A 12,209-nucleotide genomic window follows, 5' to 3' on the forward strand; every position below is an offset into this window, starting at 1 on the left:
GAGCAATCTATGGGATATAGAAAGAACAAAAAAGTGATAAGCGACAAAAATAAAACGGGCCGCTATAGCGGCCCGTTTTAGTTAACATACGAATTACATTCGTTTTGGCTAGTTGCTCACAACGAAGTATTCAATGTCAGTATTAGCGCGCAGAACAGACACGACTGAAGAAAGGTCTTGTTGCGCTGAGCTGCGTAGCATTTGCATTGCAACTTGCTGTTCTAGTGCGCTGTCTAGCTCTGCTTTTACCGCATCTAGCTCAATGATAACGATGTTACCAGCAAAGTCCTTCGATTGACCAAACACAGGTTTACCTTCGGTAGGTTTTGCCATTGCAAATACTGTGCTTGCTAACGGAGAACGGCGATCGATTGATTCCTGCTCACCAAACGCGAGTTTGTTTTCTGCTAGAACGGCTTCGTCACCCGCTTTTAGAGACTCAACAACTTTATCACCTAGTGCCAATGCTTGTTGTTCACCTTTAACACGTGACAGTTCCGCAACAACTTGCTCTTTTACTTGATCCAGAGGAAGGACTGTCTCATCACGAGCATCTTCTACTCGAACAACAATGATGTGCTCAGGAGCAACTTCGATTGCTTCAGAGTTCAGACCGTCTTCTTTTACCTCAGGACTAAGAATCGCTTGCATCACTGCAGGGTTCTTAAGAACTTCCGGAGCATCGACTTGAGAAATGAAGTCTGTTGTCTTCACTTTTTGGCCAACAGCCTTAGATGCATCGTCTAGTGAGTCTGGGTATTCAAACGCTACTTTTTCAAGTTCGTTTTGCAGCTCGTAGAACTGATCTACTGCTTTTTGGTCAACCATTTCTTTCTTGATCTCAGCCGCCACTTCCGTAAATGGTTTAGCAACCGAATCTTTTAGCTCTTCTAGCTTGATGATGTGGTAACCGAACTCAGACTTCACTAAGCCAGTTGTATCACCAACATTCTTAAGCGCAAATGCTGCTTCTTCAAATGCTGGGTCCATAACATCACGTTCAATCCAACCTAAATCACCGCCTTCTTCTGCGCTACCGAAATCATCCGATTTTTCTTTCGCTAGTGTAGCGAAGTCTGCACCGCCATTTAGCTCATCAAGAATTGCTTGTGCTTTTGCTTCATCATCGCCTTCAACAAGGATGTGCGCTACTCGACGTTGCTCTTCTGAAGAGTACTTATCTAGGTGCTCATCGTAGTATTTCTTAACTTCTTCGTCAGAAACTTGGATTTGCTTTTTCAGCGCTTCCGCAGATAGTTCGATGTAAGCGACTTTCACTTGCTCTGGGCGAGTGACGTTATCTGGGTTCGCTTTGTAGTAATCTTGGATCTCTTCGTCACTTAGCTCTACGTGCTTAGCGAAGTCATCAAGATTAATAGTAATTGTACGAATATCACGTGTTTGTGTGAAAAGCTTACCCTCAGCTTGTACTTCACCCGGAAGCGTAAACTCACTCAGTTGAAGTGCATTAAGCAGCTGTTCACGAACAAGCTGGCTACGCATGTACTCTGCAAATGAATCTGGTGAGTAACCTGCGCGGCGTAATGACGCTTGGTAAACATCTTGGTCAAACTTACCATTTGACTGGAACTGAGGTAGTTCAAGAATCATGGTACGGATTTGGGCGTCGCTAATACGAAGACCTAGTGATTCTGCTTGCTGGTCCAGTAAAACGTCATTGATCATACGATCTAATACGGATTTGCGGAAAGACTCAACATAAGCAGGGTCAGCTAGCATTTGAGCGAAAGAATCACCAAACTGAGCTTGCATACGGTTACGCTCGTTTTGGTAAGCCATTTCAAACTCACCACGGCTGATTTCAGTGTTGCCTACTTTAGCTGCCGCGTTGTTGCCACCACTTGTTAGATAGCTCCCTACCCCTGCGAATACGAAAGACAGGATGATCAATCCAAGGATAATTTTGACCGCGATGCTGTTAACGCCTTCGCGTAATCGATCCATCATAATTTAACTGCTCTCCACAATTGAAGCCAAACGCTTCCAATAGAAAAATGTAATGACGCGATAATATCAGAAAAAGAAATGCGCATCAGTAGGATGCGCATAATTTCAAAAAGTTCGGCGGAGACTTTGTAAATTTTTGTTCAAAATAAGCATTTTGAACAAAAGTTACGCAAAATGCTAAGACTCAGAAGCCGAGATAAGATCGCAGATATTAATTACAAGCGTCTTTTAGAGCTTTACCAGCTTTGAATGAAGGTACTTTTGCTTCTGCGATTTGGATCTCTTCACCAGTCTTAGGGTTACGGCCTGTGCGAGCAGCACGAGTACGAACACTAAAAGTACCGAAGCCAACTAAAGCTACTTGGTCACCTGATTGCAGTGTGCCGCCAACAGCTTCGATGAATGCGTCTAGAGCACGACCAGCTGACGCTTTAGAGATGTCTGCATTTTCTGCGATTTTTTCTACTAATTGAGTTTTATTCACTGTGATTTCCCCTTTGTGTCATCTGTGATTATTTTTGTGATGACTTTTCGTTCCATATAAAAATAAAGTAGCTTCAGGCCTTATTCCTAAAGGGCTGACAGCTGTCGAACTTAACTTAGTGCCAAAAAAAAACGCTGACAAGCCTTTTTGGGCCTATCAGCGTAAAGTTTTACTTATTTTTGCTGCACATCACTATTTTTTAGCTTCAAACTCAACCCCAGCAGGGTCTCGCTCTAGTGCAACTTTCAGAACTTCGTCGATCCACTGTACTGGGATAACCTTCAGATCCGCGATAACATTTTCTGGAATCTCTTCCAAATCACGCTCGTTGTCTTTCGGAATCAGTACCGTTTTGATGCCACCACGGTGTGCCGCAAGTAACTTCTCTTTTAGGCCGCCGATAGGTAGAACTTCACCACGTAGTGTGATTTCACCTGTCATACCCACTTCTGCTTTTACAGGGTTACCTGTCAAGCTAGAAACTAGCGCAGTACACATTGCGATACCCGCGCTTGGGCCATCTTTTGGTGTTGCACCTTCTGGTACGTGTACATGGATATCACGTTTCTCGTAGAAGTCTGAGTTGATACCCAGCTTTTCAGCACGAGAACGTACGACCGTCATCGCCGCTTGGATCGACTCTTTCATTACGTCGCCAAGAGAACCGGTTTGCGTCAGCTTACCTTTACCAGGCATCGCTTCCGTCTCGATCGTTAGAAGATCACCGCCAACTTGAGTCCAAGCAAGACCAGTTACTTGACCGATACGGTTGCTGTCATCCGCTTTGCCGAAATCATGGCGTTGAACACCTAGGTACTCTTTTAGGTTATCCATCGTAACCGTCACAGATTTCAAGCTGCTATCAAGCAGGATATTCTTCACTGCTTTACGACAGATCTTAGAAATCTCACGCTCTAGGCTACGCACACCCGCTTCACGCGTGTAGTAACGAATAATGCCGATGATCGCTGAATCTTCGATAGTAATTTCGTTTGGCTTCAGACCATTACGCTTCACTTGCTTATCAACAAGGTGACGTTTTGCGATATTTAGCTTCTCGTCTTCTGTGTAACCAGACAGGCGAATCACTTCCATACGGTCTAGTAGCGGCCCCGGAATATCCATCGAGTTCGATGTTGCCACGAACATTACGTCAGACAAATCGTAATCCACTTCTAGATAGTGATCGTTAAACGCGTTGTTTTGTTCTGGGTCTAGAACTTCTAGCAGTGCCGACGACGGGTCACCACGCATATCTGAAGACATCTTGTCGATTTCATCCAGAAGGAATAGTGGGTTTTTCACGCCAACTTTCGACATCTTCTGAATCAACTTACCTGGCAATGAGCCAATGTAAGTACGACGGTGACCGCGGATCTCCGCTTCATCACGCACGCCACCCAGAGCCATACGTGTGTACTTACGGCCTGTCGCTGCAGCGATTGAACGACCCAACGATGTTTTACCAACACCAGGAGGACCAACAAGGCAAAGGATTGGACCTTTCAACTTGTTGATACGGTTTTGTACCGCTAAGTATTCAAGAATACGTTCTTTCACACGCTCTAGACCGTAGTGGTCTTCGTTTAGAATCTCTTCTGCTTTCGCTAGGTTCTTCTTCACTTTAGAACGCTTGTTCCAAGGAACGCTGACCATCCAGTCGATGTAGCTACGTACCACTGTCGCTTCTGCAGACATTGGAGACATCATCTTAAGCTTTTGCAGCTCTTGTTCTGTCTTTTCACGCGCGTCCTGAGGCATTTTCGATTCTTCAATCTTTTGCTTCAGTGTTTCGAATTCGTCAGGCGCATCTTCCATCTCACCAAGTTCTTTCTGAATCGCTTTCATTTGCTCATTCAGGTAGTACTCGCGCTGAGATTTTTCCATTTGCTTCTTAACACGACCACGGATTCGCTTTTCAACCTGTAGTAGATCGATTTCAGATTCCATTTGGCCCATCAAGAACTCTAGACGCTCCGTGATATCAACAATTTCAAGAACTTGCTGTTTGTCCACCAACTTAAGAGGCATATGCGCTGCAATGGTGTCTGCTAGGCGCGCCGCTTCATCGATACCGCTTAGTGAAGTCAGTACTTCTGGTGGAATCTTCTTGTTTAGCTTGATGAAACCTTCAAACTGGTTGATCGCACTACGAACAATGACTTCTTGTTCACGCTCATCCAATTCTGGAGTAACGATAAACTCAGCTTCAGCCAAGAAGAAGTCGCTTTCTTTAAAATGGTTGATTTTGGCACGCTGTTGGCCTTCAACTAGCACTTTTACGGTGCCATCAGGCAGTTTTAGAAGTTGAAGAATCGTCGCAACTGTACCGACCTCAAAAAGGTCATCAACGGATGGCTCATCTGTGTCCGCTTGCTTTTGCGCCACAAGCAGCACTTGTTTGTTGGTTTCCATCGCTGTTTCTAGACAGCTAATTGATTTCTCACGACCAACAAACAAAGGGATAACCATGTGTGGGTAGACCACTACGTCACGTAGAGGTAATACCGGGATCTCGATACGCTCGGAACGTTCCAAGTTCATATAATTCTCTCTTCCGCTTTCACGTTTAACGTATTACTTAAGGCAGTATATGGGGGCTAATTGTTTGGATTCAATAAGAGAAATAAAAAAAGGAGGTAATTACTTACCTCCTTTTTATTCATGGCTGATTTTATTCTGCTCCAGCGGCCTGATTGTCGGCGTTGCTGTAAATAAGCAGTGGTTCTGATTCACCGTTGATGACGGATTCATCAATCACGACTTTACTAACGTCCGTCGCTGATGGCAGTTCATACATGGTTTCTAGCAGAACGCCTTCTAGAATTGAACGTAGACCACGAGCACCTGTTTTACGCTCCATTGCTTTCTTAGCGATAGCACGTAGCGCGTCTTCACGGAACTCAAGTTCTGCGTCTTCTAGTTCAAACAATGCTGCGTATTGCTTGGTCAAGGCGTTCTTCGGTTCACATAGGATCTGAATTAACGCTTCTTCATCAAGCTCTGTCAGTGTTGTCGTTACCGGTAGGCGACCAATAAACTCAGGGATCAGGCCATATTTCACTAGATCTTCAGGTTCTACCTGCATAAATAGTTCACCGACCGTTTTGGTTTCGTTTTTAGAACGCACTTCTGCGCCAAAACCAATACCTGTGCCTGTCGCTACACGCTGTTCAATCACCTTATCTAGGCCAGCAAACGCACCACCACAGATGAACAGGATCTTAGACGTGTCCACTTGTAGGAATTCTTGCTGCGGATGCTTACGACCACCTTGTGGTGGAACTGATGCAACCGTACCTTCGATAAGTTTTAGTAGCGCCTGCTGCACACCCTCACCAGATACGTCACGCGTAATTGATGGGTTTTCAGCTTTACGAGAAATCTTGTCAATTTCGTCAATGTATACAATGCCGCGTTCAGCCTTAGCTACATCGTAATCACATTTTTGCAGAAGCTTCTGGATGATGTTTTCAACGTCTTCACCTACGTAACCCGCTTCGGTTAGTGTAGTCGCGTCAGCCATTGTAAATGGCACATCCAGGAAACGAGCTAGCGTCTCAGCAAGCAGTGTCTTACCACTACCCGTTGGACCAATTAGAAGGATGTTACTCTTACCAAGCTCCACACCTTCACTCGTTGTATCACCATTGCGTAAACGCTTGTAGTGGTTATATACCGCAACTGCGAGCACTTTTTTCGCGTAATCTTGTCCGATCACATAGTCATCAAGGTGTTCACGGATCTGTTTTGGCGTTGGTAACGCTTCAGACTCTTTCTTAGGGAGAACATCTTTGATTTCTTCGCGAATGATATCGTTACATAAGTCGACACACTCGTCGCAAATGTAAACTGACGGACCTGCGATTAGCTTGCGAACTTCGTGCTGACTTTTGCCACAGAAAGAGCAGTACAGCAATTTGCCGCTGCCACTTTCTTTGCTTTTATCTGTCATTCGCTAACCTCTTAGCCTTTACTCTTTATGAATGAGTGTATATCAAATTTAGCCAAAATGCGCTGGCTAAATTACTCGCCGCGGTGGCTCAACACTGCATCCACAATACCGTATTCTACTGCCTGATCTGCCGACATGAAGTTGTCACGATCGGTATCGCGTTCAATCACCTCAAGAGGCTGGCCAGTATGTTCTGCTAATAGATTGTTTAGCTTCTGCTTGATGGTCAGGATTTCCTGAGCATGAATTTGAATATCAGAAGCCTGACCTTGGAAGCCACCTAATGGTTGGTGGATCATCACTCGTGAATTAGGCAGAACGTAACGCTTACCTGGCGCACCACCTGCAAGCAGGAAAGCACCCATTGAGCAAGCTTGACCCATACATACTGTACTTACATTTGGTTTGATAAACTGCATGGTGTCGTAAATAGACATACCTGCAGTTACGCTGCCGCCTGGAGAGTTGATGTATAGGAAAATGTCTTTATCTGGATTTTCAGATTCTAGGAAAAGTAGTTGAGCCACGACAAGGTTTGCCATGTGGTCTTCCACTTGACCTGTTAGAAAAATCACACGCTCTTTCAATAGGCGTGAGTAGATGTCGTAAGAACGTTCGCCGCGGGAAGTTTGTTCAACCACCATTGGCACTAGCGCGTCAATAATTGGCGACATTGCATTTTTTTCTTGGTAGCTCATATTCTTATGTCCCTAAAATAAATGGCCCGGATGATGAGTATCACACGGACCATTGTTAGCAGAATAGTCGACGTTAAGTCAACCTTCTACGCAAGATATTGCTTATTAAGCAGCAGGTTGTTGGTTAAGTAGCTCGTTGAAGCTTACTTCTTTCTCAGTAACCTGTGCTTTAGCGATGATCGCGTCGATAGCTTGCTCTTCTAGAGCAACGTTACGCATGTTGTTCATCATTTGTTCGTTTTTCTCGTAGTAAGCAACAACTTCTGATGGATCTTCGTATGCTGTAGCCATTTCTTCGATTAGCGCTTTAACTTTCTCGTCGTCAGCTTTTAGTTCTTCAGACTTGATTACTTCACCTAGTAGAAGACCTACAACTACGCGACGTTTAGCTTGCTCTTCGAACAGTTCACGTGGAAGCTGTGCAGCTGCTTCTGGGTTACCACCGAAGCGTTGTGCAGCTTGTTGACGTAGAACGTGGATTTCTTGTTCGATAAGTGCCGCTGGTACGTCGATGTCGTTTTGTGCAACTAGACCGTCGATAGCTTGCTCTTTGATGCGAGTCTTAATAGCTTGCTTAAGTTCACGCTCCATGTTCTTACGAACTTCAGCTTTAAGTGCTTCAACGCCACCTTCAGCAACACCGAACTTAGAAACGAACTCGTCGTTTAGTTCTGGTAGTTCACGAGCTTCAACTTTGTTCACTTTGATAGCGAACTTAGCTGCTTTACCTTTTAGGTTTTCAGCGTGGTAATCTTCTGGGAAGTTTACGTCGATTTCGAATTCCATACCTTTAGTTTTACCTTCGATACCGTCTTCGAAACCTGGGATCATGCGACCTGCGCCCATTTCTAGCGGGAAGTTTTCAGCTTTACCGCCTTCAAACTCTTCACCGTCGATAGAGCCAACGAAGTCGATGCTTACACGCTTACCAGCTTCTGCAGCTTCTTCAACTTCAGCCCAAGTAGCTTGTTGCTTACGTAGAGTTTCGATCATCTCTTCTACGTCTGCATCGTTAACTTCAGTTGTTGGTTTTTCAACTGTGATGCTTTCTAGGCCTTTTAGCTCAACTTCTGGGTAAACTTCGAAAGTTGCAGTGAATACTAGGTCTGCGCCTTCGTTGTTTTCAACTGGAGCGAACGTTGGTGCGCCAGCTGGGTTGATTTTCTCTTTTACGATCGCTTCGATGAAGTGACGTTGCATAACTTCACCAAGAACGTCTTGACGTACTGCTTTGCCGTACATCTTAGCAACCATTTTTAGAGGCACTTTACCCTTACGGAAACCATCGAAACGACGGTTTTTAGCGATGTTGCGTAGTTCAGCTGTAACAGCGTCTTCGATGTTTGCAGCTGGAACAGTAATGTTAAGACGGCGCTCTAGGCCTTCTAGCGTTTCAACAGTAACTTGCATTATATATAAACCTCTAAAGTGGCTCGGTGTTTCCGAGCGTATGAGCGAACTCTCTGGAGTTAACGCTTCATCCTTGTGTAGTGCTCTATCCGAACACTTAATTTAAAATCGAGTATCGACACTGAATTTCAGTGCCGGACTAATCAGTGATATCTTCAACAAACCTGCTAAAGGTATCTCCTATTAGCCTCAGGACAGAATTTTAGACGCGACATTCTAGCGATCTGTTGTAACCCTGTCGAGCCAATCGCCACTATCTGCGCATTGTCTGTGCTAAATTCTCAAAAGCCGACCTCATTTTCACTCAATCGGGCTCTAATCTAACGCCTATATTCGCTAGCCATATCTAGAATGGGGACAATAGCGACTTTTTCAAGAGAATCGACTGGTTTTTTTATTGAAAAGCCTAAAAAGAGATCTTGCTCTTGTTTTACTCCACAGAGTTGGAAACTATTTCGCCATTCGTTCAAACAAACCATTAACATTTCTTTACATGGACTTATGAAGAATTGGGAGCGTGAAAGGATGTCACAGCGTCGCCGCATTTTGCTGTTTTTTTTCATCTCGTATTTCTTCTGTGCACTACTTGGCGGCAGATGGGTTTGGCAACAAAGTTATCAAGGCTTACTGGACGAACACCAATCACAACTTGAACGCTTTTCTAGTCATATTCAGAACAAGCTCGATAAATACGCTCATATCCCTCATTTATTAGCAAAAGACGCCCCCCTGATTGACGCACTGCTCACCCCAAACAATAGCGCTCAGCTTGAAATCACTAATCGATACCTTGAATCCGTAAATGAGGTTATCGAAGCCGCTGATACCTATTTAATTGACCAGTATGGCACCACCATTGCCGCGAGTAACTGGCGCAAACCGCGATCATTCGTCGGCCGTAATTTTGCCTTTCGTCCTTATTTCAAACAAGCCATCGTCGGCAGCAATAGTCAGTATTATGCACTTGGTTCAACCTCTGGTAAGCGGGGTTATTACTACTCCTATCCCATTGTCTATGCAGGCGGTGTTATTGGCGTAGTGGTGGTAAAAATGGATCTAAGTAAGATAGAAGACATTTGGCAACAAGCGACCAGCGTATTTGTTGCAAGTGATCCTGCCGGGATTATTTTTATGAGTAGCCGCGCGGATTGGTTATTTAAAAGTCTAAAACCGCTCAGTGAATTACAGAAAGCGCAAGTTTGGGCAAGCAAACAGTATTTAGATACCGAAATCGTTAGCCTTGATTTAGTCGGTAACTTAGAAGAGCAACATACAGAAGCAAAACAGGGTTATCCGTACAATAAAGGAACTCTGGTTATTTCTTCTATGCCACTGCCTCAGTTGGGGCTAACAATCCGAGTGATTTCTCCGCGTCATTCCGTGTTATGGACCACAATGAGCTATCTGCTCGTGCTCACGCTGTCCTTTACGATCTTGTTCCTCATCGGACAGCTAATCTACCACCGCCAACAACGCCACATCCAACTAGAACGAGTGCAGCAAGAGGCCAATCAAAAGCTGGAGTTTCAAGTCATGGCACGAACCGCTGAGCTTCAAGCCGAAATTGCCCAACGAGCAGAAACAGAGCAAGTATTACGCCTCACACAAGATGAGCTAATACAGGCCGCTAAACTGGCAGTATTAGGGCAAATGTCAGCAAGCATTAGCCATGAACTAAACAACCCTCTCGCGGCAATTCGTAGCTTTGCTGAGAACGGTAAACTCTTTCTACAAAAAGAGAAATTTGATCGCGTTGAAGACAACCTGACACGCATTTCTGCACTCACCGACAGAATGGCCAACATTAGTCAACAATTACGCTCCTTCGCGAAGAAAACCAGTGGTAATGAACTGATTCGTGTTCACCTTTTACCTGTTGTGGCCTCAGTCAAAGAGTTAATGAAACCTGCATTCAAATCGGCTCGCGTAACGTTAGAAACAAATTTGATAGAACAAGATGTTGAAGTGCAGATTAATCCCATTCAGCTCGAACAAGTGCTGGTGAACTTACTGACTAATGCGTTGGAGGCCCTTAAAGAAAAAGAAGACAAGCAGGTTGTACTATCTGTAGAGCGAGACGATGAGTCCCGGCTTGTATGGATTCATGTTGACGATAATGGCGCTGGACTCGGTGAGTTCACACTTTCAGAACTGTGTGAACCATTCTTAACCACCAAACAGAATGGCTTAGGTTTAGGGCTTTCGATCTCACAGCAAATTTTAGCCAGCATGAACGGCAAGTTAAGTGCACAGAATAGAGAACAAGGTGGTGCTCGATTCTCTCTTTGCCTACCTATGCCATCAACCAACGCCCAACTTTCAGAAGGATGAGACCATGTGCCAGGTGTTTTTTATTGATGACGAAGCAGACATCAGACTTGCGATCGAGCAAACTTTTGAACTAGCCGAAATCAATGCGAGCTTCTTTCCTGACGCTGAATCAGCCCTAATTGCCATGCAACAAGGGGAAAAGGCAGGTGTTGTAATCACAGATATCTGTTTGCCAGGCATTTCTGGTATGGATTTGTTGACCACACTTAGTCAACGCGATGAGGATTTGCCTGTCATCATGATCACTGGCCATGGTGATATTTCTATGGCCGTTCAAGCCCTCCATCAAGGTGCTTATGACTTTATTGAAAAACCTTTCGCACCTGAGCATTTGCTTGAAACCGTTAAACGCGCCATTGAAAAACGTCAACTAACCAATGAAAACCGTAAGTTACGCCAATCACTCAAAGCCAGTAAAACGCTTGGACCAAGAATCATCGGGGAAACACCAAGTATTCAAATGCTACGCGAAACCATTAGCCACATCGCTGATACGAATGCAGACATCTTGTTGTTTGGTGAAACAGGAACAGGTAAAGAATTGATCGCCCGCTCTCTGCATGAACAGAGCTCCCGCCGCAATCATAACTTCGTCGCGGTAAACTGCGGTGCGGTGCCTGAAAACCTGATTGAGAGCGAGTTGTACGGTCATGAAAAAGGTGCCTTCACAGGAGCAGAAAGTCGCCGTATCGGTAAGTTTGAGTTTGCTCAGGGCGGAACTCTATTTTTAGATGAAATTGAATCGATGCCAATTCAGGCACAAATACGTTTACTCCGAGTGCTTCAAGAAAGAGTGATTGAACGTGTTGGTTCTAACGAGCTTCTGCCACTGGACATTCGGGTTATTGCTGCGACGAAGGTCGACTTAAAGCAGGCTGCCGAAGAAGGTACATTTAGACAAGACCTCTATTATCGCCTTAATGTTGTCACCCTCGATTTGCCGCCAATGCGGGAACGTAAAGAAGACATCCCTGCTCTGTTCCACCACTTCTTATTGGTCGCCGCATCACGTTACGGAAAAACCTCACCCAGTCTATCTCCCCAAGATTTGGCCCAGTTGATCGCACACGACTGGCCGGGCAATGTGCGTGAATTACGTAATGCGGCAGAACGATTTGTTTTGCTAGGCAAACTCTCTCAATTAAGCGAAGCACCATCCGCCCCCCCAACCATTTCAAGCCTATCTGAGCAAGTTGCTGAGTTCGAGAAGGCCGCAATAGAGAACGCATTGCTGGAAAATAGCGGTAGCATTAAGCAAACCATGGAACAATTGAATGTGCCTCGAAAAACTCTGTACGACAAGATGCAACGTTATCAGATAGATAAAGACATATATAAAGAAAATGGCAGTTGAGCTTTCTTC

The 12,209-nt window shown here is 44.8% G+C and carries 8 protein-coding genes; 2 read left to right on the forward strand and 6 right to left on the reverse strand.

The window, feature by feature from the left end; genetic code table 11:
- Positions 1-108 precede the first annotated feature (108 nt).
- The 6 genes from ppiD to tig all read right to left on the reverse strand — a co-directional run bounded on the left by ppiD (position 109) and on the right by tig (position 8,515).
- On the reverse strand, positions 109-1,968 hold the full coding sequence (ppiD, locus tag ACTS60_RS17760; RefSeq protein WP_440889333.1) for a peptidylprolyl isomerase: 1,860 nt from the start codon (positions 1,966-1,968) through the stop codon (positions 109-111).
- Between the two features lie 211 nt (positions 1,969-2,179).
- On the reverse strand, positions 2,180-2,452 hold the full coding sequence (locus tag ACTS60_RS17765; protein WP_010447007.1) for an HU family DNA-binding protein: 273 nt from the start codon (positions 2,450-2,452) through the stop codon (positions 2,180-2,182).
- Positions 2,453-2,644: 192 nt separating this feature from the next.
- Positions 2,645-4,996, reverse strand: coding sequence for an endopeptidase La (gene lon / locus ACTS60_RS17770; RefSeq protein ID WP_440889334.1), 2,352 nt, complete (start codon positions 4,994-4,996; stop codon positions 2,645-2,647).
- A gap of 130 nt (positions 4,997-5,126) precedes the next feature.
- Positions 5,127-6,407, reverse strand: a complete 1,281-nt coding sequence (gene clpX / locus ACTS60_RS17775; protein WP_010447003.1) for an ATP-dependent protease ATP-binding subunit ClpX — start codon at positions 6,405-6,407, stop codon at positions 5,127-5,129.
- Between the two features lie 71 nt (positions 6,408-6,478).
- Positions 6,479-7,105 (reverse strand): ATP-dependent Clp endopeptidase proteolytic subunit ClpP, encoded by a 627-nt coding sequence (clpP, locus tag ACTS60_RS17780; protein ID WP_005430931.1) that lies wholly within the window; start codon positions 7,103-7,105, stop codon positions 6,479-6,481.
- Positions 7,106-7,210: 105 nt separating this feature from the next.
- On the reverse strand, positions 7,211-8,515 hold the full coding sequence (tig, locus tag ACTS60_RS17785) for a trigger factor (protein WP_440889335.1): 1,305 nt from the start codon (positions 8,513-8,515) through the stop codon (positions 7,211-7,213).
- Positions 8,516-9,040: 525 nt separating this feature from the next.
- Between tig and ACTS60_RS17790 the strand changes: the two genes are divergently transcribed.
- Together ACTS60_RS17790 and ACTS60_RS17795 are read left to right on the forward strand one after the other, a co-directional pair.
- Positions 9,041-10,846: a sensor histidine kinase gene (locus ACTS60_RS17790; protein WP_440889336.1), complete on the forward strand. Its 1,806-nt coding sequence runs from the start codon at positions 9,041-9,043 to the stop codon at positions 10,844-10,846.
- Positions 10,847-10,850: 4 nt separating this feature from the next.
- Positions 10,851-12,200, forward strand: a complete 1,350-nt coding sequence (locus ACTS60_RS17795) for a sigma-54-dependent transcriptional regulator (RefSeq protein ID WP_440889337.1) — start codon at positions 10,851-10,853, stop codon at positions 12,198-12,200.
- Positions 12,201-12,209: the final 9 nt, after the last annotated feature.

It is taken from the genome of Vibrio sp. WZ-1, assembly GCF_052037695.1.
Taxonomy (GTDB): domain Bacteria; phylum Pseudomonadota; class Gammaproteobacteria; order Enterobacterales; family Vibrionaceae; genus Vibrio.

Coding starts and splice junctions, on each gene's coding strand:
- tig (WP_440889335.1), bottom strand. CDS start 8,515: ATGCAAGTTACTGTTGAAACGCTAGAAGGCCTAGAGCGCCGTCTTAAC.
- ACTS60_RS17795 (WP_440889337.1), top strand. CDS start 10,851: ATGTGCCAGGTGTTTTTTATTGATGACGAAGCAGACATCAGACTTGCG.
- ppiD (WP_440889333.1), bottom strand. CDS start 1,968: ATGATGGATCGATTACGCGAAGGCGTTAACAGCATCGCGGTCAAAATT.
- ACTS60_RS17790 (WP_440889336.1), top strand. CDS start 9,041: ATGTCACAGCGTCGCCGCATTTTGCTGTTTTTTTTCATCTCGTATTTC.
- clpX (WP_010447003.1), bottom strand. CDS start 6,407: ATGACAGATAAAAGCAAAGAAAGTGGCAGCGGCAAATTGCTGTACTGC.
- lon (WP_440889334.1), bottom strand. CDS start 4,996: ATGAACTTGGAACGTTCCGAGCGTATCGAGATCCCGGTATTACCTCTA.
- clpP (WP_005430931.1), bottom strand. CDS start 7,105: ATGAGCTACCAAGAAAAAAATGCAATGTCGCCAATTATTGACGCGCTA.